At 54.5% G+C, this 25,798-nt stretch carries 22 protein-coding genes and 1 tRNA gene; 6 read left to right on the top strand and 17 right to left on the bottom strand.

Annotated features, from left to right (window positions below):
• Positions 1-99: 99 nt before the first annotated feature.
• The 11 genes from dppF to GYRE_RS05685 all read right to left on the bottom strand — a co-directional run bounded on the left by dppF (position 100) and on the right by GYRE_RS05685 (position 13,216).
• Complete coding sequence (dppF, locus tag GYRE_RS05735; RefSeq protein ID WP_006817683.1) at positions 100-1,098, bottom strand: dipeptide ABC transporter ATP-binding subunit DppF; 999 nt, start codon at positions 1,096-1,098, stop codon at positions 100-102.
• Complete coding sequence (gene dppD, locus GYRE_RS05730; protein ID WP_038253717.1) at positions 1,095-2,078, bottom strand: dipeptide ABC transporter ATP-binding protein; 984 nt, start codon at positions 2,076-2,078, stop codon at positions 1,095-1,097. The genes dppF and dppD overlap by 4 nt, the downstream gene beginning before the upstream one ends.
• Before the next feature lie 10 nt (positions 2,079-2,088).
• On the bottom strand, positions 2,089-2,991 hold the full coding sequence (dppC, locus tag GYRE_RS05725; protein ID WP_006817685.1) for a dipeptide ABC transporter permease DppC: 903 nt from the start codon (positions 2,989-2,991) through the stop codon (positions 2,089-2,091).
• A 9-nt stretch (positions 2,992-3,000) separates the two neighbouring features.
• A complete protein-coding gene (dppB, locus tag GYRE_RS05720) occupies positions 3,001-4,020 on the bottom strand; it encodes a dipeptide ABC transporter permease DppB (protein WP_006817686.1) in 1,020 nt (339 codons plus the stop codon).
• A 113-nt stretch (positions 4,021-4,133) separates the two neighbouring features.
• On the bottom strand, positions 4,134-5,741 hold the full coding sequence (gene dppA / locus GYRE_RS05715) for a dipeptide ABC transporter periplasmic-binding protein DppA (protein ID WP_006817687.1): 1,608 nt from the start codon (positions 5,739-5,741) through the stop codon (positions 4,134-4,136).
• A gap of 646 nt (positions 5,742-6,387) precedes the next feature.
• Positions 6,388-7,527, bottom strand: coding sequence for a glycosyltransferase family 9 protein (locus tag GYRE_RS05710; RefSeq protein ID WP_157248430.1), 1,140 nt, complete (start codon positions 7,525-7,527; stop codon positions 6,388-6,390).
• Between the two features lie 52 nt (positions 7,528-7,579).
• On the bottom strand, positions 7,580-8,815 hold the full coding sequence (locus tag GYRE_RS05705) for an oligosaccharide flippase family protein (RefSeq protein WP_006817691.1): 1,236 nt from the start codon (positions 8,813-8,815) through the stop codon (positions 7,580-7,582).
• 248 nt (positions 8,816-9,063) lie between these two features.
• Positions 9,064-9,140: transfer RNA gene (locus GYRE_RS05700), tRNA-Pro, on the bottom strand.
• 85 nt (positions 9,141-9,225) lie between these two features.
• Positions 9,226-10,926: a kdo(2)-lipid A phosphoethanolamine 7''-transferase gene (gene eptB / locus GYRE_RS05695; RefSeq protein WP_038253713.1), complete on the bottom strand. Its 1,701-nt coding sequence runs from the start codon at positions 10,924-10,926 to the stop codon at positions 9,226-9,228.
• A gap of 253 nt (positions 10,927-11,179) precedes the next feature.
• Positions 11,180-12,382 (bottom strand): L-lactate MFS transporter, encoded by a 1,203-nt coding sequence (locus GYRE_RS05690; RefSeq protein WP_038253710.1) that lies wholly within the window; start codon positions 12,380-12,382, stop codon positions 11,180-11,182.
• Between the two features lie 126 nt (positions 12,383-12,508).
• Positions 12,509-13,216, bottom strand: a complete 708-nt coding sequence (locus GYRE_RS05685; RefSeq protein ID WP_038253831.1) for a hypothetical protein — start codon at positions 13,214-13,216, stop codon at positions 12,509-12,511.
• Positions 13,217-13,370: 154 nt separating this feature from the next.
• On the opposite strand from GYRE_RS05685, the gene tag reads away from it, so the two are divergent.
• A complete protein-coding gene (tag, locus tag GYRE_RS05680; protein WP_006817697.1) occupies positions 13,371-13,952 on the top strand; it encodes a DNA-3-methyladenine glycosylase I in 582 nt (193 codons plus the stop codon).
• Complete coding sequence (locus tag GYRE_RS05675) at positions 13,930-14,364, top strand: N-acetyltransferase (RefSeq protein WP_006817698.1); 435 nt, start codon at positions 13,930-13,932, stop codon at positions 14,362-14,364. The genes tag and GYRE_RS05675 overlap by 23 nt, the downstream gene beginning before the upstream one ends.
• On the opposite strand, the gene GYRE_RS05670 is transcribed toward GYRE_RS05675, so the two are convergent.
• Positions 14,342-16,675: a molybdopterin guanine dinucleotide-containing S/N-oxide reductase gene (locus GYRE_RS05670; protein WP_038253708.1), complete on the bottom strand. Its 2,334-nt coding sequence runs from the start codon at positions 16,673-16,675 to the stop codon at positions 14,342-14,344. The two genes, GYRE_RS05675 and GYRE_RS05670, sit on opposite strands and share 23 nt — an antisense overlap.
• 171 nt (positions 16,676-16,846) lie before the next feature.
• On the opposite strand from GYRE_RS05670, the gene GYRE_RS05665 reads away from it, so the two are divergent.
• Together GYRE_RS05665 and ghrB are read left to right on the top strand one after the other, a co-directional pair.
• Positions 16,847-17,506: an OmpA family lipoprotein gene (locus GYRE_RS05665; RefSeq protein WP_038253706.1), complete on the top strand. Its 660-nt coding sequence runs from the start codon at positions 16,847-16,849 to the stop codon at positions 17,504-17,506.
• Positions 17,507-17,577: 71 nt separating this feature from the next.
• A complete protein-coding gene (gene ghrB / locus GYRE_RS05660; RefSeq protein ID WP_006817701.1) occupies positions 17,578-18,549 on the top strand; it encodes a glyoxylate/hydroxypyruvate reductase GhrB in 972 nt (323 codons plus the stop codon).
• Positions 18,550-18,593: 44 nt separating this feature from the next.
• Here the strand turns inward: ghrB and GYRE_RS05655 are convergent, their stop codons facing one another.
• Positions 18,594-19,304: a DUF3053 domain-containing protein gene (locus tag GYRE_RS05655; RefSeq protein ID WP_038253703.1), complete on the bottom strand. Its 711-nt coding sequence runs from the start codon at positions 19,302-19,304 to the stop codon at positions 18,594-18,596.
• A 352-nt stretch (positions 19,305-19,656) separates the two neighbouring features.
• Here GYRE_RS05655 and GYRE_RS05650 point away from each other — a divergent pair, with 352 nt between their 5' ends.
• Together GYRE_RS05650 and cspE are read left to right on the top strand one after the other, a co-directional pair.
• The gene (locus GYRE_RS05650; protein WP_006817704.1) at positions 19,657-19,947 is read left to right on the top strand and encodes an HTH-type transcriptional regulator; all 291 of its coding nucleotides are present in this window, start codon (positions 19,657-19,659) and stop codon (positions 19,945-19,947) included.
• Positions 19,948-20,208: 261 nt separating this feature from the next.
• On the top strand, positions 20,209-20,421 hold the full coding sequence (gene cspE / locus GYRE_RS05645; RefSeq protein ID WP_006817705.1) for a transcription antiterminator/RNA stability regulator CspE: 213 nt from the start codon (positions 20,209-20,211) through the stop codon (positions 20,419-20,421).
• Between the two features lie 81 nt (positions 20,422-20,502).
• Here the strand turns inward: cspE and GYRE_RS05640 are convergent, their stop codons facing one another.
• The 4 genes from GYRE_RS05640 to GYRE_RS05625 all read right to left on the bottom strand — a co-directional run bounded on the left by GYRE_RS05640 (position 20,503) and on the right by GYRE_RS05625 (position 25,793).
• Positions 20,503-22,122: an ABC-F family ATP-binding cassette domain-containing protein gene (locus GYRE_RS05640; protein WP_038253699.1), complete on the bottom strand. Its 1,620-nt coding sequence runs from the start codon at positions 22,120-22,122 to the stop codon at positions 20,503-20,505.
• 231 nt (positions 22,123-22,353) lie between these two features.
• Positions 22,354-24,423: a glycine--tRNA ligase subunit beta gene (glyS, locus tag GYRE_RS05635; RefSeq protein WP_006817707.1), complete on the bottom strand. Its 2,070-nt coding sequence runs from the start codon at positions 24,421-24,423 to the stop codon at positions 22,354-22,356.
• A gap of 9 nt (positions 24,424-24,432) precedes the next feature.
• Positions 24,433-25,344 (bottom strand): glycine--tRNA ligase subunit alpha, encoded by a 912-nt coding sequence (gene glyQ / locus GYRE_RS05630; RefSeq protein ID WP_006817708.1) that lies wholly within the window; start codon positions 25,342-25,344, stop codon positions 24,433-24,435.
• A gap of 146 nt (positions 25,345-25,490) precedes the next feature.
• Positions 25,491-25,793 carry a YsaB family lipoprotein gene (locus tag GYRE_RS05625; RefSeq protein ID WP_006817709.1) on the bottom strand — a complete coding sequence of 101 codons (303 nt, stop codon included), beginning with the start codon at positions 25,791-25,793 and terminating at the stop codon, positions 25,491-25,493.
• Positions 25,794-25,798: the final 5 nt, after the last annotated feature.

The raw sequence follows: 25,798 nt of genomic DNA, 5'->3' as shown, positions 1-25,798 counted from the left end.
ACCCCTTAATGTTCTGCTAATAACCTCACATTGTGTGGTTAAACATTTTGGAGAAAAAAAACCGGAGCTCCTGGCTCCGGTTTTTACGGTTTAGCACCTTTACTGCTGCGGATTTTCATCCTGGTCGACCGCAAAGCATGCCACCAGCTGGCCGCCGTAGTCTTTTAGCTGCGGCTGAAGCTGGGTGCACGGACCGAAACGACGACGGCAGCGGGCGTTGAAGGCACACCCCGGCGGCGGATTCAGCGGGCTCGGCAGCTCGCCGGTGAGCTTAATACGTTCACGACGATCGTCCGGGTTCAGACGCGGCGTGGCGGAAAGCAGCGCCTGGGTGTACGGATGACGCGGGTTGTTGAAGATCTGGTCTTTAGTCCCCTTCTCCACGCAGCGCCCGAGGTACATCACCATGACTTCATCGGCAATGTGCTCTACCACTGAGAGATCGTGTGAAATGAACACATAGGAAAGCCCCAGGTCCTGCTGCAGATCCATCATCAGATTTAGCACCTGCGCGCGCACCGAAACGTCCAGCGCTGAAACCGGCTCATCGGCGATAACCACGTCCGGATCCAGCATCAGGCCACGGGCGATAGCGATACGCTGCCGCTGACCACCGGAGAACATGTGCGGATAGCGATCGTAGTGCTCGGTTTTAAGCCCCACTTTCGCCATCATTGCCAGCACTTTATCCCGGCGTTCCGCTTTGCTTAACGTAGTATTGATTTGCAGCGGCTCTTCGAGGATCTGGCTCACTTTTTTACGTGGATTCAGAGAACCGTACGGGTTCTGGAACACTATCTGAATTTTCTGCCGACGCAGTTTCTGCGCCTGCGGGTCGTGCTTCAGCAGGTCCTGGCCCCGGTAGAACAGCTCACCGCCGGTCGGGGTTTCAATCATCGTCAGCAGGCGACCCAGCGTGGATTTACCACAACCGGATTCCCCCACCACCGCCAGCGTTTTACCGCGCTCCAGGGTGAACGACACCCCGTCCAGCGCCTTCACCAGGCGCTCAGGAGCAAAAATCCCCTTCCTGACCGGGTAATGTTTTTTCAGATCAATAGCCTGCAGCAACGGCTGGGTGGCCTCTGGCGTACTCATAGTGTGGGCCTCCCGGCATCATCGAGGGGATAGTGACATTTGGACTGACGCAGGCCGTCAAGGCTGTTCAGCTCTGGCTCTTCGGTGCGGCACTTGTCGGTTGCGTACGGGCAGCGCGGGTTCAGCAGACAGCCCATCGGGCGATCGTATTTACCCGGGACCACGCCGGGCAGCGACGCCAGGCGCGCTTTGTCCTGAGCGAACTCCGGCAGCGCGCGCAGCAATGCCTGGGTGTACGGATGGCGCGGCGCGCGGAAAATATCCTTCGCTTCACCGGTTTCCACCACCTGGCCCGCATACATCACGATTATCTTGTGTGCCGCTTCAGCCACCAGCGCTAAATCGTGCGTGATAAGGATAAGCGCCATGTTCTCTTTTTTCTGCAGATCGAGCAGCAGCTCGATGATCTGCGCCTGGATGGTCACGTCGAGCGCGGTCGTCGGTTCATCCGCGATAAGCAGCTTCGGACGACAGGCAATCGCCATCGCAATCATCACGCGCTGGCTCATCCCGCCGGAAAGCTGATGCGGGTACACGTCGAGACGTGACGCCGGGTCCGGGATCCCCACCTGAGTCAGCAGGTCGATGGCCCGCTGCTGGCGAGTTTTTTTATTCCCGCCCTGGTGTACCTTAATGGCCTCCATAATCTGGTAGCCAACGGTGTAGCAGGGGTTCAGACTGGTCATCGGATCCTGGAAGATCATCGCCACTTCAGCACCCACCAGCTGGCGGCGCTCTTTCTCGGAGATGCGCTTCAGGTCGCGACCGTTAAACGCCAGGCTTTCGGCCATCACGCGGCCAGGGTAGTCAATCAGCCCCATGATCGCGAGCGAGCTGACCGATTTACCGGAGCCGGATTCACCCACGATACCGACCACTTCGCCCTGATTTACGCTATAGCTCACTCGGTCTACGGCACGGAACTCGGAGCCCACGTCGCCGAAGTGCACCGATAATTTGTCTACATTCAATAACGCCATCTCGTGCCTCTTACTGCTTCAGTTTGGGATCGAGCGCGTCACGAAGACCGTCACCCATCAGGTTAAATGCCAGCACCGTCAGGAGGATAGCGACCCCCGGGAAGGTGACGACCCACCAGGCGCTTTGCGCGAACTGCAACACGTCGGAGAGCATTGTGCCCCACTCCGGTGTTGGCGGTTGCGCACCCATGCCAAGGAAGCCAAGAGCCGCCATATCGAGAATGGCGTTAGAGAAGCCGAGCGAGGCCTGCACGATAAGCGGTGCAAGGCAGTTCGGCAGAATATTGATAAACATCTGACGCATCGCGCCAGCACCCGCCACGCGGGAGGCGGTAACGTAGTCGCGGTTCACTTCCACCAGCACTGCCGCACGGGTCAGGCGCACATAGTGCGGCAAGGCCACGAAGGTCAGCGCCAGTGACGCATTGACTATCGACGGGCCGAATATTGCTACCAGCACCAGCGCCAGCAGCAGGCTTGGCAGCGCCAGCATGATATCGACCACGCGCATGATAACGGTATCGACGATACCGCCGAAGTAGCCCGCCACCAGACCGAGCACCACGCCCATAATCAGCGACAGCACCACCACCAGGCAGCCAACCAACAGCGACAGACGCGCACCGTACATCAGGCGGGTCATGATATCGCGACCAACGTCATCAGTACCCAACGGGTGCAGCAAGCTGCCACCATCCATCCAGAACGGTGGTGCCAGTAAGGTATCGCGGAACTGATCCGCTGGGTTGTAAGGCGCAATAAAGTTCGCGAACACGGCGATCAAAATCATGATGGCGACGTAGACCAGCCCCACCACGGCACCTTTGTTGCGTTTGAAATAGTGCCAGAACTCCTGCAGCGGGGTCATTGGCACCGGCGCGGCGACAACTTTGTTTTCAGTAACTTGTGACATGATGGCCCCTTACTTCTTATGCCGAATACGCGGGTTCACCACGCCGTACAGCAGGTCGACCAGCAGGTTAACAACGATAATCATCGTCGCCACCAGCAGTACGCCGCCCTGCACTACCGGATAATCACGGCGCTGCAAGGCATCAATCAGCCAGCGCCCCAGTCCCGGCCAGGAGAAAATAGTTTCCGTCAGAATCGCCCCCGCCAGCAGCGTACCCACCTGCAGACCGATGACGGTCACGACCGGCAGCATGGCGTTACGCAGCGCGTGGACGATGATGACGCGCATCCGGGTCAGGCCCTTGGCGCGTGCGGTACGGATGTAATCTTCACCCAACACTTCCAGCATGGAAGAACGGGTCATACGTACGATAACCGCGAGCGGAATGGTTCCCAGTACAATGGCAGGCAGGATCATGTGTGCCAGCGCATCGATGAAATCACCTGACTCACCCCAGATGGCGGTGTCTATCAGCATAAAACCGGTCAACGGCAAGGTATCATCAAGGAACACCGAATCGCTGATACGCCCGGATACCGGCGTCAGGTTCAGCTGTACGGAGACCAGCATAATCAGCATCATGCCCCACCAGAAGATAGGCATGGAGTAGCCGGTCAGCGCCAGGCCTACCGCCGTGTGATCGAAAATAGAGCCGCGCTTCACCGCTGCCAGTACGCCCACCGGGATCCCGACGGCGACCGCAAAAATCATGGCGCACACGCCAAGTTCCAGCGTGGCTTTGAAGCGAGGTACGAATTCGTCCCATACCGGGAGGCGGCTTTTCAGCGAAACGCCGAGATCGCCGTGGAGAACGCCCCAGATATAGTTGAGATATTGCTGCCACATGGGCTTATCGAGGCCGAGTTGGGCCAGAAGCGCCGCATGACGCTCAGGGGATATACCACGCTCACCCGCCATAATCATGACCGGGTCGCCCGGGATCATATGGACGAAAGCGAAGGTGAGAAGGGTAATACCGATAAACGTGGGGATGACTAATCCCAGACGTCGGAGGATAAACTGCAACATAACCCGGACTCTCTCTCATGACGTGTCGCCTGGTGACTCACGTCTGTATTGCTCACAAATCTTTTCCCCTCCCCCTGATGGGGGAGAGGGGATAAAGCATCACGCTTTTTTATTTATTCGACAGACACGTTTTCGAAGTGGTGTTTGCCCAACGGATCAACCACATAGCCTTTGACTTCTTTACGTACTGGCTCGTAAACGGTGGAGTGAGCCACGATCAGCGCCGGAGCCTGATCATGCATCACGACCTGAGCCTGTTTGTACAGTTCAATACGCTTGTTGTGATCGTCAGTCGCACGCGCCGGCTGAATCAGGTCTTCAAACGGCTTGTAGCACCAGCGAGAGTAGTTGGAACCATCTTTCGCCGCAGCACAGCTGAACAGGGTAGCGAAGAAGTTATCCGGATCCCCGTTATCACCGGTCCAGCCCATCATCACGGTCTGGTGTTCACCGGCTTTCGCACGCTTCAGGTACTCGCCCCACTCGTAGGTAACGATCTTGGCCTGTACGCCCACTTTCGCCCAGTCAGCCTGAATCATCTCAGCCATACGGCGAGCGTTCGGGTTGTACGGGCGCTGTACCGGCATCGCCCACAGATCGATAGAGAAGCCTTTTTCCATCCCCGCTTCTTTCAGCAGTTGTTTGGCTTTTTCAGGATCGTAGGTGTAGTCCTTAACGTCATCGTTGTAACCCCACATGGTTGGCGGGATCAGGTTCTTCGCGGCCTGGCCTGCGCCCTGGTAAACCGCTTTGATGATCGCTTCTTTATTGACCGCATAGGTCAGCGCCTGGCGAACCTTCACGTTATCCAGCGGCTTCTTCTCGGTGTTGAAAGAGAGGTAACCCACGTTGAGGCCCGGCTGCTCCATCAGGTTGATGGATTTGTCCTGCTTCATGCGTGCGATATCTGCCGGGTTCGGGTACGGCATCACCTGGCACTCGTTCTTCTGCAGTTTGGCGTAACGCACAGAGGCGTCAGGCGTAATAGAGAAGACCAGACGGTCGATCTGCGGCTTGGTGCCCCAGAAGCCCGGGAAGGCTTTATACAGAATGCGGGAGTCTTTCTGGTACTGCATCAGCTGGAACGGACCGGTGCCGATAGGGTTCAGGTCGACTTTCTCCGGGGTGCCGGCTTTCAGCATGTTGTCTGCATATTCTTTTGACAGAATAGAGGCAAAGTCCATTGCCAGGTCGGCAAGGAACGGTGCTTCCGGACGCGTCAGGACGAACTGGACGGTGTTATCGTCCACTTTCTTCACTTCGCTAATCAGGTCCGGCAGACCCATACCTTCGAAGTATTCATAGCTGCCGCCAGACACTTTGTGGTACGGGTTTTTATCGTTCTTCTGACGATCGAAAGAGAACACCACATCGTCAGCCGTTAAATCACGAGTCGGTTTAAAATCTTTATTATCCTGCCACTTCACACCCTGACGCAGATGGAAAGTATAGGTTTTACCATCTTCGCTGACTTCCCACTTTTCAGCGAGGCCAGGAATAACTTCCGTGGTGCCCGTTTTAAATTCTACCAGGCGGTTATAAATAGGCACGGAGCTGGCATCGTACGTAGTACCAGAGGTAAATAACTGCGGGTTAAAGCCTTCCGGCGAGCCTTCTGAACAATACACCAGGGTTTTTGCCTGCACGCTTGCCGCTACGGTCAGAGCCACCAGGCTCAGTCCGAGCTTCAGCATCCCTGACTTTTTCAAGGAAATACTCATTATTGTGCTCCACAATGTGATGTTGTTTGTTGTGTATATATTCCGCCAGCCTTTATTTGTTTTTTACCCGGTCTGGTCGGTAGTGCCCGAAGGCGTAATGAGAGATGGGGATTCCTTTCACAAGGGCGACTGAGTTGCAGTGCAGATTGTCCATAAAGTGCCCCTCATGCCCTACAATCTGTCAACAGAATGTGAAAACGTCAATACAGGCAACCGGGATTTGCATCGAGGGTGAGAATCGGCAAACAAAGATTAAAAAAAGTTCAGGGGGCTATTTTCAGCAGGGAAATTTATGCTACGCCGTCATCGGCAGCATAACGCACTTCATACTTTGCAACATTCAGTGATTAACAATTATGCAAAATGAAAAAAAATTCTTGCGAAATGGTGATTATCTGAGCGGTTCATGCCATGAACGTTAAAACGCACAGCGGAAAATGCTGAACATATCCATAAGCAACGCGAAAAAAGAGCAATGCAAATATATAAAATTGCAATGGATAATGTCACAAAATGGTTAACTGGAGGTTATAAATCGTGTTGAGCGGGGTTTTACGTGATTTGGGGCAAGAACCTGTGTCCTTACCCCAGTCTTCTCTCTCCCATGGAAAAGGGAGGAAGGATGATAACAACGAAAAAATACGCATCACTTCGACAGGTTTTTGATCTCTTCGCAAACCTGATCAGCAGTAATCTCATACATGCACAGCGGTTTATCGTAAATGCAGGTACTACATCTGTCGATAATGTGTCCTTGAGCGCATGGGCCGCACTCTTTCTCGTTAGCAATACAGTGGCTTAACTTTCCCCAGGGAGAAAAACGATGTGCGCAGCTCGAGCCATAGAGTCCAATCACCGGTATTTTCGCTGCAGAGGCAAGATGAATGTTGCCGGAGTCGTTACCCACATACAGCGAGCATAATTTTAGAATGGCTCCGGTCTCACGAAGCGTCGTTTTGGCAATTAGATTGACAACAGGCAGCTCGGGGCCACACATTTCAATGAACTGGTTTCCCTGAACCACATCTCCCTTTGCCCCTAACAGTACGAAGATCCGTCTGTTGTCCTCGGCATAAAGTTTCTTCGCTAATTCTGCAAAATATTCTAACGGCCATTGCTTGAGAACGGAGTGCCCGGAAGAAAGCCCCAGGCAAATATAATTCCCTTCTCTACTCAACTGATACTTTAGAGTCGCTGCCAACACTTCTTCGTCTGTTAACCAGATATCAAGATCATGGCGTTCGGTTAACTGAGTGTTGAACGCTGCGTTGAGTAACTCAACGCCACGCTCCACCTCATGACGCAGCACGTTACTTCTGACCAGAGTAGTAGACAGGCGGTCAAAGCTGTAATTGAGCAAAGATTTTCGCTCTGTGGTTTTCTCAGTCCAGGCTACACGCTGGGGTGCGAGCGTAAACAAGGAGATAAATGCGGCGTTATGGTCTTCATCATACCGCGGTACTATTGTAATGTCGGGAATGTAACTAAATTCTTTGATGACGAATGATAGGGTTTTATACAGTCGGTTGATCAAACTGTATTTGAGTGAATTGCCCGGATTATAGATTTTAATCTCATCAACAATCGTTGACTTTTCGACCAGCGCGTAGCTATTTCTGTGGACAACCAGCGTAATCCTGGCATCCGGGTTTTGCATGCGTAATGACTGAAGAAAAGCGCTGTTCATCACTGTGTCACCAACTGTCTTATCAAGGCGAATAACACAGATATTTTTTTGCTGTGAGGACAGTCTTCTTTTTGTCGCCACCTGATATATCGGTTTCATGACCAACGCCAGAGACGTTGACGCATACATAAAGGACTTTATTAGCAACGTCTTAAGCGACATTCTTCTCTAACCTTGTACGTTTAAACACCCATGCAGCCTGCATGCAACTATTAATTGATTCTACCGCTATTACACCTAGTGCAGCGCCGTAGATGCCAAACAAATGTAAGAACAGATAAATGAATATAACTGACAGTGTTAGGTTAACAAAGCTGACCCACGTCATGACTTTGAAATCGCCCATTGCCAACACTGCAGATGTAAGTGATAAATTCACTGATTTAAAAATAATAGCTATACACAATAAATAAATCACAGGTAATACGGGGAGATAGTCCTGGTAAAAATGATTAACCACAAACCATGAGACCGCTATTGTCAGAGCGACAATCAGCACTCCCAGGCAGAAAAACAGTGCAATCACCTTTTTAATTCTGATGGCAAAGAATTGCATTCCTTCCATATAGTAGCGAGACAGCAAGCTATATGAGTTTGCTGAAAAAGCCCCCACAATGAACAGCGCTGGTTCCGTAATTCTCTGTGCAAAACCATATTGTGCCAGGCTGATATCCTGGAAAAAATACTTGATAAATACGATATCAAGGCGAGAGTACAGAATAGCAACCAGCATTGCGATGCCGATCGCATAGTGTCTGTGTAAGTTATTGACAACTCTCTTTAAACTTACCCACAGCACATTGTGTTTTTTGAATACTTTATATCCCAATATCGCTGCGGTAAAGAACTCACCTATTACTACACAGCTGAGAGCCGGAAGTACGGCCTTTTGACTCCAGAAAACCATGAATGCAGCAAGAATAACCACCGTCACACCGATGATAGTGACAATGATTTTATCCAGCTTTTGCTGCGCCAGATAGAAGTTAACTGAGAAATTCAGGAACATAGGACTCACTGCCATCAAACCAAACAGTGAGATATAAATGGCTGGCCACTCTGGGTTACTGTATTTGAATATAGAAAAATAGAGAAGGAATATTAGAACTGCAGATAGCAACTTTTGTGTCATTGATTTAGACAAGATTTTGTCTATTTCTTTCTCATCCTGGGTTTGACTTATACATTTAATGGTATAATTATCAAGACCCATATCAGCAATAACACGAAATATTTCGGTACATGCCATTAAAAAAGCCAGCATCCCGAATATACTTTGATCCGCAATTTTGGCTAGTAGAATAAAAGCCAGAACCCGAACACCCAACGTTGTTCCACGAACTATTAATGTCGCGAATGAATTGATAAGAATGCTGATTTTTGACATAAATTAACAGTTCTTAAGAGAACATCCCATTTGGAATTTATTCCGGGCGATAAAGCTATGCAATACCGTCTCATAATTTAGAGCACTGGCTATATTCACAGCAAACCTATCACCTGTCAAGCTTCCGACACCGGGATAGCACGGGTTTCCATATACTTATAGGAACATTACCTAAACACGTTTGACTTGTAAGATACCGTTTTCGACGCATGCAAAAAAGCCTGCTCATTGAGCAGGCTTTTCGAATTTGGTCGGTGATAGAGGATTCGAACCTCCGACCCCTTCGTCCCGAACGAAGTGCGCTACCAGGCTGCGCCAATCACCGAATGCGGGGCGCATCTTACTGCTGCGTTGTTACCCCGTCAATCCCTTAATGCTAAAAAGGCATTCGATCGCTGAGAAAGTCACCATCAACGTGCCTTTACGTCACTTTTCGCTGCATCAGGTATGTGGCACCAGTTGTTATTCTGGTTAATTCCACCGTCTGGCGAGGTGTAGCCAAGGCATCCCATCATGGTGTCATACAGCTCAACGTGGCGACGCGGTATCTTCATGTCCGCCTGTTTTTTTAGCTGCGCGAAGGCGCGGGCATGGTCCGGGCTTTCCAGATATTTGTCTGACATCCACACCAGCATCGGCACACGGAACTGCTCCGGTGGTGCAAGCTTGCGCGGCGTACCATGCAGGTGCTCCTTCTCATTAATAGACTCACCGTGGTCGGCGGCGTAGAAGACGATGGCTTTCTTATCGCGCAGCTGGTCGAACACGCGGCTGATAAAGGTATCAACGTACAATACCGAATTATCATAAGCGTTGATCAGCTCCTTCTTGCTGCACTTCTCGTTGATACCGGCACATTCCGGCTGCCACCTGGCATAGTCGCGTGTATAGCGCTGATAATAGTTATAATGCGACCCTTTGGTATGCAAAATGATCATGTGCTTACCCTGAGGGTGATCCTTCAACGACAGCGACATTTCATTCAGCAACAGCATGTCATCCACGCTTTTTCCACGGTTGCGCGGCTCGGCGCCAATCTGCTCGCGGTAGGCGATGTTGTCGGCCATGGTGTTGCTGTAGAACCAGACCTCACTCTGCATCGCGAAGAGGTCAGTACTAAAGCCCAGCTGTTTCAGTACCGCAAATACGTTCTGCTCTTTAAGGGTACGCTGTGGGTTTTCATCTGCCCCACCCTCACGTACGAACATGCAGCGCAAAGAAAGTTTGGTCGCGGTGTCGCACGACTCACCGCGCCAGGCCACCAGGTTCTTCTCCTGGGCAAGTTTTGGTGTGGTGTTGCGGTTATAACCAAGAATGCCCATGTGGTCCCAGCGGGTGGTTTCACCAATGATGAACACGACGTAGGTATCATCAAGACCACCTGCAGGGGCGTTGTAAGTGAATTTTGTCGCCGGGTTAATCAGCGAGCGATTATCTGTCGATTCATCCGCCTGCGCCCAGGCGTACAGGCCTAACGCCGAGAGCCAGTTAGACGGCAGATAGGAGTTCGCCACGACCCCGCCGTAGCTTGGCATATCCACACCCGACATCTTCTCGACCTGCTTCATCCGCTGTTCCATCAGACGAATCGGTGCCCAGACCAGTAAACCGGCCATCACCACGATGGTGACATTACGCAGACGCTGCCCGCGGGTGCGCAGCTGGCGCAGCAAGGTATAGCGGCAGCGGTTACTCCAGATGAAAAACAGCGGCGGCAGGCTTGTCGCCACCGTCCAGATGATAAGCCCCCGGCTCACCACCTCTTTAGACAGATCGATATCCGTGGTCATCACCGAAGCCACGATGCCGTAGCCAATCACCACGTTCATGAAGGTCATGTAGTAGCTTGCTGCGGCCGAAATCACCACCACCAGCGACGTCAGAACCTGCCACGGGCGACGACCAAGCAGCGACAGCAGGCGCAACAGAAAGAAGGTCACAAGGACCGAGCCAAACACTTCGATGACCGCAAAAATTCCATTTCTTGCCGTGAATTGTTCGAAATAGCCTTCCAGTCGACGGAACAGCACCGCGCCGTTCAGAAACAGGCCTATATAGACGGACAACAGCAGGCACAGACGCTGCTGAGTAAGGGACTTTATGTAATTCATGCAAGCAACCCTGGAAAAGGGAAATAAAAAAACCGACATACATGTCGAAAGTGATGCGTCGTAGTTCGTTACCCGAAACGTCCAACATCGCGGTAAGTAGACCACAGGGGTTAGAAAAAGTGGCAGCAAGAAGTGTGATTGGTGAGTGTTTTTACAAAAAGACAAGTCTTAAAAAGGATAAAACTAAATTTCAGCGGGCCGTTATCAAACAAAAAAAGCCGGCAAAGCCGGCTTTAATTCGAGGGATGAATACTCAGGCATGCGCCGGATGGAACACTTCGCTTTTTGGCTGACGGATAGTGGTCGACAGCGCCAGAGAGACTATCAGCAGGGCGAAGATGACGCAGAAGGTCACGAAGAAGCCACCGAACAGCGATGCGATAAGCGAGCCGCAGATGCTGCCGATACCGAAGCCTAAGTAAATCACGCCGTAGTTTTTCGCCAGGTTATTCAGACCGAAGAACTCACTCACCAGAGACGGGAAGACGGTGATAGTACCGCCGAAGTTGAACGCTACACAGGCAATGGCGGCGAAGAAGGTCAGCGCATTCAGCGGGGCGAACAGCAGGGCCGCCATACCGACGAGGGAGATAACCTGCCCAATGGTGATGACGCGGATGCGGGAGATTTTATCCGACAGGATGCCCAGCACCAGGCGGCCACCCAGGTTCGCGATAGAGATAACGGTAACGGCGTTGGCTGCCGTCAGCACGTCAAGGTGCACCATGCCCTGCGCGATGTCTTTCGCTACACCGATAACGTACAGGCCGCTCATGCATGCGGTCAGGAACATCACCGCCAGCATCCAGTACTGCGGCTTACGCATGGACTCAGCAAGAGTAAAGTCGGTTTCAGTTACACCGCTGCTGGTTTTCACCGGCTGATTCGGCGCATCGGTCATCAGAGTCGCCCCGAAAACAATCATCACCAGCACGATAGCGCCCCAGATCATGAAGGTTTTTTCCAGGCCGACGCTGGTCAGCAGATGGCTGTCGATAAACTTGAAGCCCAGGCTGCCCAGACCGTAAGAACCGATGGAGAAAGCGGAGATAAGCCCTTTACGCTCCGGGAACCACTTCACGCAGTTGGAAAGCGTCAGCAAATAACCCGCGCCATCAGCAAGACCGACCAGCACACCGGCGCTCAGCCACAGCATCATCAGGTTGTTAGAATGGGCGGTCAGGAAAAAGCCTACACCAAGCAGAATGCCGGAGGCCATCGTGACGCGCTTCACGCCGAAACGCTCCTGCAGTTTGCCGGCAATGGAGGAGGAGATTGCCAGACCAAGGCTCAGCAGGCCAAAGGAAAAAGCGACCTGGCTTACCGGTTCGTTAAGTTTTTCAGAAAGAGGGCCATTGAACAGGCTCCAGGTGTAGACGGAACCGAGGGCGAACTGGGTAATGATGGTGCCGACGAGGGTAAGCCAGCGGACAGCATTTTTATTTGAAGGGTTCATAGCGGATGCGCCTTTATATATTCATTGGCGCTACCATAACGAAGTGCATTTCATGCCAGGGGGAAAAGGGCATGAAATGCACCCACGACGGAATGAACTGCACTCCTCACGGAATGAATGACATTGTCAAAATGCGGCGCTCACCCCAAGGATGTAGAGGTAATTGTTGGTACCGGTCGCCGCGTTATCCGCCTGCGACAGTGAGGCATACGCCGCCAGATGCGGGTTTACCAGCATGTCGGCTCCCACGGTCACGTCCATCCAGTTGCCGTTCTGCTCGCCAGCGGGCGCAGGCGCACCTCGATAGAACCCCGGCTGCGACTTCCACTGATTATCCCCATACTGTTGGTTGTAACTCACCTGCGCCCAGGAGCGCACGCCCCACAGCGCATCGGTATCCACGCGCCATCCAACCTTGCTGACGCTGGCGTGCCAGAGCGGATCGTTGGGACTCTCACCACTCTCGTACGCATTCCAGATCTCAGAACGAGAACCGTCATAGTGCCAGCTGGCGACCGGTCCGGTTGTCGTCCCGCTGGCAAGCGGAAAATTCCAGCCAACGCTCATCGTATGAGCCGGATCTAAAGGGCCACTATCCTGCGCATTCGTGGTGTAGCCCGACGTGACCTGGGTCGAATTTATCCGTTCGGCCAGAATATCTTCATAACGTGGTTGGTGATCGCTATCCCATGTATAACGTTCAGACGTATTACTTTGCGGGTCGATAAAGATATATTCCTGTTGCCAGGCATGCACAGAGGTAGTCAGACACATCAAGACTGATGTGCTCACCGGAGCAATAATGCCCCAGCGGCCACAGCTTTTTATTATCATCATGAAAACGACTCCAGGAAAGAGCCGAAACCGGCAGTATTGTTATTTAACGGGACGGCAAGAGTCCCTGTATTAACTATTGACTCTTTGGCATACACGTCAAGCCAGGCTGAATGAAATTTTTTGCGCTGGCGCAACGAAAAGGGAAGAAGCTATGCAACGATGCGGTTGGGTAAGTCAGGATCCTCTTTACATTGCCTATCACGACACGGAATGGGGGGTCGCACAGCGTAATGCGCAACACCTGTTCGAGATGATTTGCCTCGAAGGGCAGCAGGCGGGGCTCTCCTGGATTACCGTGCTCAAAAAGCGGGAAAACTATCGCCAGGCGTTCCATCATTTTGATCCACGGAAAGTCGCCGCCATGACCGACGAAGACGTTGAACGGCTGGTGCTGGATGCCGGTATTATCCGCCATCGCGGCAAGATTCAGGCGATCATTGGCAATGCTCGCGCGTTTCTCGCCATGGAGCAAAACGGTGAGCCTTTTGTCGAATTCGTCTGGTCGTTTGTTGATGACAAACCCATCGTCACCGCTGCCGCCACGCTTGCGGAAATCCCCACCTCAACCCCGGCTTCCGATGCGCTTTCTAAGGCACTGAAAAAACGCGGCTTTAAATTTGTGGGCACGACCATCTGCTACTCCTTTATGCAAGCCTGCGGTCTGGTAAACGACCACGTCACCGGCTGCATCTGTCACCCAGGAGGCAGCAATGATCCGCGAATGGCGCCATAACGAAGATACCGCCCCGCTGCTGACGCTGTGGATGGAGAGCACCATCTACGCTCACCCGTTTATTGATGTCAGTTACTGGCAGGAGAGCGAACCGCTGGTACGTGATGTCTATCTGCCCGGCGCCAGAACCTGGGTCTGGGAGGAAGAAGGCGCGGTGAAAGGGTTTGTCAGCGTAATGGACGGCCGCTACGTCGGCGCGCTGTTCGTTGCCCCCGCCTTCGAGCGCTGCGGCATTGGCGGCGCGCTGCTCAACCATGTTAAGCAGCGTTTTTCTTCCCTGAGCCTTGAGGTATACCAGAAGAACACCCGGGCGGTGAATTTTTACCACGCGCTGGGGTTTCGCATTGAAGACAGCGCGTGGCAGGAAGAGACCCGCCACCCGACATGGATCATGCGTTGGCAGGAGGATTAAACGCCGTCAGCGCCAGCACCGGTCCCGTGTACTTCTCCAGCCACGCCAGCGCGGTATTTCCCGCGCAGCCATTGCCCAGGCGTGAGCTGGGAAGATCTTTGGTCAGCACGTTCACCGCACCATTTTTACAGATCCCCCCGGCCGCAGGCTCCAGATCCGGCCATGCCCCTTCGTGCAGGCAAATCACTCCCGGGCGAATATTCTCCGACACCACCGCCCCCGCCAGCACCTGCCCTCGTGTGTTCCACACCCGTACCAGATCGCCATCATTGATGCCCCGCGCCTGCGCATCCAGCGGATGCAGAGTGAGCGGCTCGCGATCGGCTACGGCATAGCGGCGACGAAGCGACGTACTGTTGAGCTGGCTGTGCAGACGGTGCGCCGGGTGAGCGGAAAGCAGCTGTAGCTGCCCTTGCCCGGCATTACCGTGCCATTCATCCGGTTCCAGCCACGTCGGGTGCCCCGGGCAGTCGGCATAACCGAACCCGGCAATCCGCGCCGAGTGAATTTCGATTTTACCGCTCGGCGTCTTCAGCGGGTTCGCCTGAGGATCATCCCGGAAGGCTTCAAAGCGGACAAAACGGGCGTTCTGTTCACTTTCTGGCATCTCGATAAGCTGATTTGCCTGCCAGAAATCAGCGAAAGGCGGCAGCGCCACCTGCTGGCTGGCTCCCCGTTGGGCGGCAATGCTGTAAAACGTCTCCAGCCACTGCAGCTCACTTTTCCCCTCGGTGAAGCGTTCTCGCCCGCCGCGCTCCCAGCGTTCGCAAAGATCAGCGAAGACCGTAAAATCATCCCGCGCTTCATCCTGCGGTGCGACCACCTGTCGCATCGGCACCAGATGCTGGTTGCTGTAGTCGCCGGTCATGGTCAGATCGTTACGTTCAAACGAGGTCGTCGCGGGCAGCACGATATCCGCATGACGGGCCGCCGCCGTCCAGAAACACTCTGAGATAACGACCAGCTCCGGTTTCTGCCAGGCGCGGATCAGACGGTTTGTATCCTGATGATGAGTGAAGTTGGCGCCGCCTGCCCACCACAGGAAGCGGATATCCGGGAAGTGACGGTCCATACCATTGTGCTGATACGCGCCTCCCGGGTTTTCCAGTGCCTCAACAATGCGGGCAACCGGGAATTTATCCACCGCATCGCTACCACCCGGTACCACGCCCTGCATGGAGGCGAGCACCGCCGCACGACGCGTCGGGTTGCCGCCGTTGGCAAAATGATAGGAGAGGCCAAACCCGCCGCCCGGGGTGCCAATTTGCCCGAGCATGGCGGCGAGGGTGACCAGCATCCAGTGTTTTTGCTCGCCAAACTGCTGGCGCTGCATCCCCCAGCCCGCCATCAGCATGGTGGTATTTTCATAGAAAAGTTGTGCCAGTTCGCGAATTTTATCTGCACTGACGCCACAAATTTCCGCCGCCCACTCGGCGGTTTTCGCTGTACCGTCCTGGCGGCCGGTCAGATACTCGGCAAAAACCTCATAGCCGGTGGTACAGCGGGCGAGAAACTCGCTGTCGTGCCAGCCCTGCTCCTGCAGCGTGTGGGCGATGCCGAGCATCAACGCCACGTCGGTGCCCATGTGCGGCGCAATCCACTCCCCCGCCTCGGCGAAGAACTCAGCCGTTTCCGAGCGCATGGGGTCGATACAAATAATTCGTTTGCCGCTCTGACGCAGCTTATCGAACCACGGGATCCCCTGTTCATCGGAGGCATTCCACGCAATTTTTAGCGTATTGAGCGGGTTGGCGCTCCACAGCACCACCACGTCGCTGTGCTCCAGTATCAGAGGCCAGCTGGTCTGCTGTTGATACACCTCATTGCCGCCCACCACGTGCGGCATGATGGCTTGCGCCGCTCCCGTGGAGTAATCCCCCAGATGGCCGGTATAGCCGCCCGCCAGGCTCATATAGCGCTGGAGTAACGTCGCGGCTTTATGCAGCACACCGTTGGAGCGCCAGCCATAGGAGCCGGCGAAAATCGACGCCGGGCCGAAATTCTGGCGGATACGCACATGCTGGGCATGGATGAGATCCAGTGCTTTATCCCAGCTCACCCGCACAAACTCATCCTGTCCACGCACACCCTGCGGACTGTCTGGTGACGCCAGAAATCCTTTTCGCACCATCGGATAACGAATACGGGTCTTGCTGTGTACCTGGTCACGCACTGCGCTTTGCAGCGAATTGTTGAAGGTGCCGGGGAGAGCCCCGCGGGAGGAAAAAACGGTGTTGCCATCGGTTTCAACCAGCATAGGCCCCCAGTGGGCTGCGGTCAGTACCGTTTTGGTGGTCGATGAATGTGCCAAAAGCCGCTCCTGAATACGACGCAGGTGATGTTGTGACGGCGATGTTTTAACCACCGTTCAATTATGTTTACAAAATTCAGAGTTATCCCGGAAATTTTCTCTCTGTTCGCCAGTCATAATCCATCGCCACCCTCGCTGTGGCAAAGAATAAAAAGGATTAAAGGAACTAAGATGAAAAAACGTGTGATCATGATTGCCGCTATGGTTAGCGGCGCACTGGCTCTCTCAGGCTGCACCACCAACCCGTACACCGGCGAGCGTGAAGCGGGTAAATCCGGCATTGGTGCCGGTATTGGCTCACTGGTTGGTGCCGGTATCGGCGCGCTCTCCTCCTCGAAAAAAGACCGCGGTAAAGGCGCTCTGATTGGCGCGGCCGCAGGGGCTGCCGTCGGCGGCGGCGTCGGTTACTACATGGACGTACAGGAAGCGAAACTGCGCGAGAAAATGCAGGGCACCGGCGTCAGCGTAACGCGAAACGGCGATACCATCGTGCTGAACATGCCGAACAACGTCACCTTCGACAGCAGCAGCGCAAACCTGAAACCGGCGGGCGCCAACACCCTGACCGGCGTGGCAATGGTGCTGAAAGAGTATCAAAAGACCGCCGTTAACGTTGTCGGCTATACCGACAGCACCGGTAGTAAAGACCTGAATATGCGCCTGTCACAGCAGCGTGCAGACTCCGTCGCCAGCGCCCTTATCACCCAGGGCGTTGCCGCCGGCCGCCTGCGTACCAGCGGGATGGGCCCGGCGAACCCGGTCGCCAGCAACAGCACCACCGAAGGTAAAGCACAAAACCGTCGTGTAGAAATCACGCTAAGCCCGCTGTAGTATGCTCTTTACCCGGCGGCGCTCGTCGCCGGGTCATCCGTCACTCGCCTATCTTGTTTACGGAGAATTGCATGAAGCCGTCGGTTATTTTGTATAAATCCCTCCCGGACACGCTGCTACAGCGCCTTGAACAACACGCCAACGTCACCCAGGTGCAGGACCTCAGCCCGCAGACCGTCACGCAGCACGCTGACGCCTTCGCCAACGCCGAAGGGATGCTGGGATCCAGCGAAAAAGTCGATGCCGCGTTGCTCGATAACATGCCAGAGCTCCGCGTCGCTTCTACGATTTCCGTGGGATATGACAACTTCGACGTCGAAGCACTGAACGCGCGCCGTATTTTGCTTATGCACACCCCGACCGCACTCACGGAAACCGTGGCCGATACCCTGATGGCACTGGTGCTCAGCACTGCCCGCCGGGTGCCGGAAGTGGCTGAACGGGTGAAAGCAGGAGAATGGACCGACAGCATTGGGCCTGACTGGTTTGGCACGGATGTGCACCATAAGACGATGGGCATTGTCGGTATGGGGCGGATCGGCATGGCGCTGGCACAGCGCGCGCACTTCGGTTTTGGCATGCCGGTTCTGTATAACGCCCGACGCCGTCACCCGGAAGCCGAGAACCGCTTCCAGGCGCGCTACTGCGACCTCGACTCGTTATTGCAGGAGGCCGATTTTGTTTGCCTGATCCTGCCGTTGACCGATGAAACTCGCCATCTCTTCGGCGCTGAGCAGTTTAAAAAGATGAAATCATCGGCCATTTTTATCAACGCCGGACGCGGCCCGGTAGTCGATGAAACAGCCCTCATTGCGGCACTCAAACAGGGTGAAATTCATGCCGCCGGGCTCGACGTGTTTGAACAGGAACCGCTGGCAACAGACTCGCCGCTGCTGTCGATGCCAAACGTAGTGGCGCTGCCACATATCGGTTCCGCAACGCACGAAACCCGCTTTAGCATGGCATCCACCGCGGTGGATAATCTGATTGATGCACTGCATGGAAAGACGGAGAAGAACTGCGTGAATCCGCATGTGGCGTGAAGATAAGCACCCTCTCCCGAACGAGAGAGGGTAAATGAAGCGGATTAACGGGTCGCTTCGACCGCCGCACCCCAGGCCTGGCTAAACGCCTGGTGCTGAGAGGCCAGTGGGCCAATCAGGGTGTTGTACTGGCTTGCCTGCTGTGAAGTCGGGAACTGAATGCCGTTCGCCACAAAGCTCACCTGCGTACCCTGCTGTGCGACAAAATCGCCAACCTGGACCAGTTGCTGAGTGAAGATCTGCGCCGCCGGGATCAGCGGTTGCAGCGCATTCGCCGGGGATGTCACAACCTTGGTGTAAATCTGGTCAAATACCGGCTTCAGATCGTCTGCCTGTTTCAGAGCAGAATGCGCAGCATCGGCCTGCATTTTCGCGTTTTCCAGCTGCTGGCTGAGCACACCAAGCGAACCATTGGCCTGACGCAGCGGCTCACGCTGAGTCATGTAATCCTGCGGAACGCGGATGGCATTGACGCTATCAACGACCGGACGCAAACCTGCATCCATCGCCTGATTAACCTGCTGAGAATAGCCATAAATCACGGCATAATCAGACACAAAGGGGCCGAACTGTTTTTTCTGATCCGCAGTCAGCGTCGGTAAACGCTCTCCACTACGCATCGCAGTATTCTGTAAAAAGTCGATGAACGCTTTGCGCTGATCGCCTTCTTTATCGAAACACCCACTCAGGCTAACCACCATCAATAACGCCGCAACAGGCGCAAACCAGCGAGAGCAGGACTTTCCTGTCGCCATTTTTATACTCCTTTCAGCCAATAAACGCGCAAACCGGCACACTCGTGCCTGACGCAGACAAGGATAGTCCAGGTCAGCGTTGCAAGATACCTTTTCCTGAGGTTATGCGATGTAAAAACGGCGGGTTAACGGCTTTGCCAGTTTTGTACTGAGTATTTACAAAAAAATACCACCCGAGCGTGGGCGTTGCTTTTCAGGGCATTAGGCAGCCGCCTTTTTCGCTGAATCGCATCAGGAAAGATATATCGCACGATTCGCCCCTGGCCCTGGCGATCCCAGGGAAAATAACTGGCTATGCTTACTGAGCTCTACTTTATTCACGATCCCGCAGTGTGATTCAGAGGAGTTATCAATGGAATACAAAGAGACTGAGTTTGAACTGCTGAGCAGTCTGGAACAGATTGTTTTTAAAGACGAAATACAGCCAGCTATTCTGGCGCAAGCTTCCTCTGCCTTTACCGAGTTTGAGCAGCTGCGTAAAGGCACAGGCCTTAAAACAGACGAATTTGCCAGAGCGATGGGCGTTACCGTAGCCATGGTGCAAGAGTGGGAGTCACGACGCGTAAAACCTTCCACCACCGAGCTCAACCTGATGCGCCTGATGCTGGCGAACCAGCAAATGATAAAACAATTAGCCGTTTGATTTTTAATGTATTTACCCGAAAAACAGAGCCCACATCCAGGGCTCTGTTTACGTATAAGAATAAAAAAAGTTGCTATCGTCTGCCGAACATGAGTTAATGTCGCCGGTTTGATTTACAGACCATAAAGCAGTCGAGCAGAGCAGTCCTCTCATAGGTTGTCCAATGATACCCTCGTAGTGACCTTTCCCTTTTTTGCTTCAAATCTGTAATCACTACCATCATTGCCATTTGGCATAACACTTAAATTAAAGGAAATCACTATGTCTAACAAAATGACTGGTATCGTAAAATGGTTCAACGCTGATAAAGGCTTCGGCTTCATCACTCCGGACGACGGTTCTAAAGACCTGTTCGTTCACTTCTCTGCTATCATGACTGATGGTTACAAATCTCTGGATGAAGGTCAGAAAGTTTCCTTCACCATCGAAAACGGCGCTAAAGGCCCGGCTGCTGGTAACGTAACCAACGCATAAGCCTGCCTGAGAGCCTGAATCAGGCTCTATAGCACGTAAAGATCCTCGTCATTGACGAGGATTTTTTTTGCCTGTTATTCCCTACAGCGGTCCGAAATACCAGCCCGTCTCCCGCCATTCCAGACAGTGCGTCAGCTTCAGACCTTGCAGGAAATGCTCGTCATGAGAAACCACCAGCATCGCGCCAGGAAACTCCGCCAGCGCGGCTTCGATGGCGCGGGTAGAGGTCAGGTCAAGATGGTTGGTAGGCTCGTCCAGCAGCAGAAGCTGGGTGGCATCACGCCGCCAGAGCACGCAGGCCAGCGCCGCCCTCAGCCGCTCTCCGCCGCTCAGCGCACCAAGCGGCAGGTGGACTTTATCGGCACCAAGCTGCAGTTGGGCGAGACGAGTACGCAGCATGCCCTCTTCCAGCGGCGTGTCTGCGAGGTTGAGGTGCGCCATCACCGACAGCGTTAAATCGAGCTGGCTCAGGTGCTGATCGAGCCACGCCGCCGGTACCGACAGGCGGCACTCCCCGGATAACGGTGCTTCCAGCTCCATCAACGTTCTTAAGAGCGTCGTCTTGCCGCAGCCGTTTGGGCCACGCAGCGCAATACGCATCGGCCCGTCGAGCCGCCAGGTCAGCGGCGAGGTACTGCTGTACGCCAGCTGAAGCGCCTCCAGTTCCAGCACCTGTTTCCCCGTAGCAATCTGGCTCCCCGGTAGCGTGAACATCACCGGAGTCTCCTCTTCGACCCGCTCACGGGCTTCTGCGACGGCGGCGTTGAGTTCACGATTCTGCTCCCGATGCTGGCGCAGCACGCTGCCAGGGCGCTCTTTCGCCGCCCCTTTGTACTTCACCCGCTCGAAGGACGCGATATTCAGAGTATCAACCGTGCGTAAGGTCTGGGCTGAGCGACGCTGACTGGCATCATGTTCCTTCTGCATACGCGCCCGGGTTCGCCGCCGCTCGGTGGCCGCATGTTCGAGCGCCGCACGCGCCGCCTGCTGTTCGGCATCACGCTGCTGCTGATAATCATCGTAGTTGCCACCAAAGCTGCGAAGCTGGCCGGGAGTGAGCTCGAGAATACGCGGCATCCGGGACAAGAGTTCCCGATCGTGACTGGCAATCAGCGCCCCGCCACGCCAGCACGCCAGTTTGTGGTAGAGCCACTCGCGGCCCTGCTTGTCGAGATGGTTAGTCGGTTCGTCGAGCAGCAGGTAGTCCGCTCCCGACAAAAACGCTGCGCATAGCAACGCCTTCACTCGTTCGCCACCGCTCAGAGAGGTAGCGAGCCTCTGCGGCTCGAAACCACCAAGACCGGCCTCCAGAAACGCGCTGTTCAGGCGTTCCTGCAGATCCCAGTGACCTTCCAGACGTTCAACGTCATCGGGCAGACTCTCGCCGGCCACAACCCGGTGCAAAGCGGCGAAAACTGCCTCGTAGCCCAGCAGCCCGGCAAGCGTCATCTGCGGCTCTACCGCATGCTGCTGCGCCACCCAGACGTGGACGCCAAAACGTTCGATATGCCCACCAGACGGTACATCCTCGCCTGCCAGCAAGCGCAATAGCCGGGTTTTACCCACGCCGTTGCGCCCGACCAGGCCACAAAGCGAAGCTTCAAGTGGTAGATTCAGCGGACCAAAAAGAACATCGCCCGTCGCAAACTGACAGGTGACCTGATGCAAAATAAAAAGGGGGGATTGCGCACAATGGGCCATAAGCACTCCTGAATGAAATCAATAACTCCCCTGCCTGCGGTCTGCCGCTTAGCAAGGATTCGAATTCAGCAGGTGTGTTTGTCCATTTTCAGTGTGCCTCAGTGAGACGAGGGATTCGTCGCGGCAAAGGATAGCCGTAATAGCACCAGTATTTCAACTTTGTTTTTTTGAGCGACTGGGTTACAGGCATAAAAAAACCCGCCGGGTGGCGGGTTTTTAGCAGAGAACGGATTACTGCAGCAGCGAGATATCGGCTACCTGCAGGAACAGTTCACGCAGTTTTTCGAGCATAGAGAGACGGTTAATGCGCAGCTCTTTATCCTCAACGTTCACCATCACTTTCTCGAAGAACGCATCCACCGGCTCACGCAGTTCAGCCAGCTCTACCAGTGCCTCCTGGTAGCGACCTTCCGCGAAGAACGGCTCCAGCTTGTCGCGCAGCACCACAACCTGCATCGCCAGCTCGATCTCTTCCGGCTCTTTCAGCGTCGCGGCGTTAACACGCTCGTTCAGCGTTTCGTCAGATTTCGCCAGAATGTTGGAAACACGTTTGTTGGCCGCAGCCAGCGCAGATGCCGCATCCAGGGTACGGAAGTGTGACACCGCCTTCATACGTGCATCAAAGTCAGCCGGACGAGTTGGGCGACGCGCCAGCACCGCCTGAATGGTATCCACGGTGTAGCCTTCATCCTGATACCAGGCGCGGAAACGACCGAGCATGAAATCGATAACGTCATCAACCACTTTCGCGTTGGTCAGCTTGTCGCCGTACAGACGTACCGCTTCTTCGGTGAGGGTCTGCAGATCCAGCGGCAGGTTCTTCTCAACGATGATACGCAGCACGCCAAGCGCCGCACGACGCAGCGCAAACGGGTCTTTGTCGCCTTTCGGATGCTGACCGATACCGAAGATACCCGCCAGGGTATCCATCTTGTCAGCGATCGCCAGCGCACAGGCAACCGGGTTAGACGGCAGGTCATCACCGGCAAAGCGCGGCTGATACTGCTCGTTCAGCGCCACGGCCACATCTTCCGCTTCGCCATCGTGACGTGCGTAGTGCATACCCATCACACCCTGGGTGTCGGTGAACTCGAAGACCATGTTGGTCATCAGGTCACACTTGGACAACAGGCCCGCGCGGGTAGCGTGGTTAACATCGGCGCCAGTCTGGCCAGCAATCCAGCCCGCCAGGGCCTGAATGCGGTCGGTCTTGTCGCGCAGGGTGCCCAACTGCTGCTGGAACAGCACGGTCTGCAGGCGCGGCAGGTTATCTTCCAGACGTTTTTTACGGTCGGTTTTGAAGAAGAACTCGGCATCCGCCAGACGCGGGCGCACCACTTTTTCGTTACCGGAAATAATCTGCTGCGGATCTTTGGACTCGATGTTTGCCACAAAGATGAAGTTCGGCAACAGGTTGCCCGCGTTGTCGTAGACCGGGAAGTACTTCTGGTCACCTTTCATGGTGTACACCAGCGCTTCAGCCGGAACGGCGAGGAATTTCTCTTCGAACTTCGCGGTCAGCACCACCGGCCATTCCACCAGCGAGGTGACTTCTTCCAGCAGGCTTTCGCTCAGGTCAGCGTTACCGCCAATCTTACGCGCCGCTTCTTCAGCATCGGCTTTGATTTTGGCTTTACGCGCTTCATAGTCAGCAACGACCATGCCACGTTTGTGCAGAATTTCAGGGTACTGATCGGCGTTGTCGATGGTGAACTCTGGCTCGCCCATAAAGCGATGACCGCGGATCACGCGATCGGACTGAATGCCCAGAATCGTTGCCGGGATCACTTTATCACCCAGCAGCAGGGTCACGGTGTGAACCGGACGCACGAAGTGCACGTCGGAGGCACCCCAGCGCATCAGTTTCGGGATCGGCAATTTTGCCAGTGACGTTGCGACCATGTTCGGCACCAGCGCTTCAGCGCTTTCGCCTTTCACATGGGCACGATACAGCAGCCACTCACCTTTATCGGTGGTCAGACGTTCGGCCTGGTCAACGGTGATACCGCAGCCACGCGCCCAGCCTTCGGCCGCTTTGCTTGGTTTACCCTCAGCGTCAAACGCCTGGGAGATCGCCGGGCCGCGTTTTTCAACTTCGCGATCCGGCTGGGAAGCGGCAAGGTTAGCCACTTTCAGCGCCAGGCGACGCGGAGCCGCAAACCATTCAACATTGCCGTGCGCAATGCCCGCGTTATCCAGCTCTGCCGTAAAGTTAGCCGCAAAGGATTCAGCCAGGTTGCGCAGTGCTTTTGGTGGCAGCTCTTCGGTGCCGATCTCCACCAGGAAAGTTTTCTCAGACATGGCCGCCTCTTATTTGTCTTTGTTGCACATCGGGAAGCCAAGGGCTTCACGGGAAGCGTAGTAAGCTTCTGCCACTGCTTTGGTCAGGGTACGGATACGCAAAATGTAGCGCTGACGTTCGGTGACGGAGATGGCCTTACGCGCATCCAGCAGGTTGAAGCTATGGGCGGCCTTCAGAATACGCTCGTAGGCAGGCAGCGGCAGCGGGTTTTCCAGCGCCAGCAACTGCTGGGCTTCTTTCTCGTACTGCTCAAAGCAGGAGAACAGGAAGTCGACATCCGCGTATTCGAAGTTGTAAGTGGACTGCTCCACTTCGTTCTGATGGAACACGTCGCCGTAGGTGGTTTTACCCAACGGGCCGTCGCTCCAGACCAGGTCGTAAACGCTGTCTACGCCCTGAATGTACATTGCCAGACGCTCCAGACCGTAGGTGATTTCTCCGGTTACTGGTTTGCATTCCAGACCGCCCACCTGCTGGAAGTAGGTAAACTGGGTGACTTCCATACCGTTCAGCCACACTTCCCAGCCCAGACCCCAGGCACCCAGCGTCGGGTTTTCCCAGTTGTCTTCAACGAAGCGAATGTCGTGAATGGTCGGGTCCATACCCAGCTCTTTCAGGGATCCGAGGTACAGCTCCTGAATGTTGTCCGGGGAAGGTTTAATCACCACCTGGAACTGATAATAGTGCTGTAAACGGTTCGGGTTTTCGCCGTAGCGGCCGTCGGTCGGGCGGCGGGATGGCTGAACATAAGCGGTTGCCATCGGCTCTGGTCCCAACGCGCGTAAGCAGGTCATTGGGTGTGAAGTGCCGGCGCCGACTTCCATGTCCAGTGGTTGAACAATGGTGCAGCCCTGACGAGCCCAGTAATCCTGTAAGGTCAGGATCAGGCCCTGGAAGGTCCTGGTATCAAACTTTTGCATATTATTTCGTGCTGGATACGTGTGGATTTAAAGGAAGGAACCAGTATAACCGCTGGCTGCGAGATATACAGTACGAAACGGTTCTGTTTAGTGAAAATTGGGCAAAATTGCCACGAAAGGAGACCAACGCCGCGCGAAGCGGCGGGTTAGCGCATAGAAAGATGCAAAAATTGCCCGTCTGGATCAAATGAGCAGACAAAACCCTCATTGCGGGCAGTAAACCCCTGCAGCTCATAGCTCCCCTGGAACTGCTCAAAGCCGGTAACGTCGATTTTCTGTGCAGCGGTATTGTAGCGATGCGCCGCCTGGTTTTTGCACAACGACTCCATCTCAAGCGAGTGCAGCGGGCTGGCCTTCGCTTTTTGCGCTTTCTGTGGCGGCTGGTTTGCCGCACTGCATCCAGCCAGCAGCACAATAGCCAGCAGTGGAGCGAATATCTTTATCATCATCAGGC

It is taken from the genome of Yokenella regensburgei ATCC 49455 (genome assembly GCF_000735455.1).
GTDB classification, from domain to species: domain Bacteria; phylum Pseudomonadota; class Gammaproteobacteria; order Enterobacterales; family Enterobacteriaceae; genus Yokenella; species Yokenella regensburgei.
This window is presented reverse-complemented; position numbering and strand designations above follow the sequence as displayed.

Bases quoted from the DNA above. Each gene is read 5' to 3' on its own strand.
- GYRE_RS05665 (WP_038253706.1), top strand. From the start codon at position 16,847: ATGAAAAAACGTGTGATCATGATTGCCGCTATGGTTAGCGGCGCACTG.
- ghrB (WP_006817701.1), top strand. From the start codon at position 17,578: ATGAAGCCGTCGGTTATTTTGTATAAATCCCTCCCGGACACGCTGCTA.
- dppA (WP_006817687.1), bottom strand. From the start codon at position 5,741: ATGAGTATTTCCTTGAAAAAGTCAGGGATGCTGAAGCTCGGACTGAGC.
- glyS (WP_006817707.1), bottom strand. From the start codon at position 24,423: ATGTCTGAGAAAACTTTCCTGGTGGAGATCGGCACCGAAGAGCTGCCA.
- GYRE_RS05655 (WP_038253703.1), bottom strand. From the start codon at position 19,304: ATGGCGACAGGAAAGTCCTGCTCTCGCTGGTTTGCGCCTGTTGCGGCG.
- GYRE_RS05675 (WP_006817698.1), top strand. From the start codon at position 13,930: ATGATCCGCGAATGGCGCCATAACGAAGATACCGCCCCGCTGCTGACG.
- eptB (WP_038253713.1), bottom strand. From the start codon at position 10,926: ATGAATTACATAAAGTCCCTTACTCAGCAGCGTCTGTGCCTGCTGTTG.
- glyQ (WP_006817708.1), bottom strand. From the start codon at position 25,344: ATGCAAAAGTTTGATACCAGGACCTTCCAGGGCCTGATCCTGACCTTA.
- cspE (WP_006817705.1), top strand. From the start codon at position 20,209: ATGTCTAACAAAATGACTGGTATCGTAAAATGGTTCAACGCTGATAAA.
- dppF (WP_006817683.1), bottom strand. From the start codon at position 1,098: ATGAGTACGCCAGAGGCCACCCAGCCGTTGCTGCAGGCTATTGATCTG.
- GYRE_RS05710 (WP_157248430.1), bottom strand. From the start codon at position 7,527: ATGAAACCGATATATCAGGTGGCGACAAAAAGAAGACTGTCCTCACAG.
- GYRE_RS05690 (WP_038253710.1), bottom strand. From the start codon at position 12,382: ATGAACCCTTCAAATAAAAATGCTGTCCGCTGGCTTACCCTCGTCGGC.
- GYRE_RS05705 (WP_006817691.1), bottom strand. From the start codon at position 8,815: ATGTCAAAAATCAGCATTCTTATCAATTCATTCGCGACATTAATAGTT.
- GYRE_RS05650 (WP_006817704.1), top strand. From the start codon at position 19,657: ATGGAATACAAAGAGACTGAGTTTGAACTGCTGAGCAGTCTGGAACAG.
- dppB (WP_006817686.1), bottom strand. From the start codon at position 4,020: ATGTTGCAGTTTATCCTCCGACGTCTGGGATTAGTCATCCCCACGTTT.
- GYRE_RS05640 (WP_038253699.1), bottom strand. From the start codon at position 22,122: ATGGCCCATTGTGCGCAATCCCCCCTTTTTATTTTGCATCAGGTCACC.
- tag (WP_006817697.1), top strand. From the start codon at position 13,371: ATGCAACGATGCGGTTGGGTAAGTCAGGATCCTCTTTACATTGCCTAT.
- GYRE_RS05685 (WP_038253831.1), bottom strand. From the start codon at position 13,216: ATGATAATAAAAAGCTGTGGCCGCTGGGGCATTATTGCTCCGGTGAGC.
- GYRE_RS05625 (WP_006817709.1), bottom strand. From the start codon at position 25,793: ATGATGATAAAGATATTCGCTCCACTGCTGGCTATTGTGCTGCTGGCT.
- dppD (WP_038253717.1), bottom strand. From the start codon at position 2,078: ATGGCGTTATTGAATGTAGACAAATTATCGGTGCACTTCGGCGACGTG.
- dppC (WP_006817685.1), bottom strand. From the start codon at position 2,991: ATGTCACAAGTTACTGAAAACAAAGTTGTCGCCGCGCCGGTGCCAATG.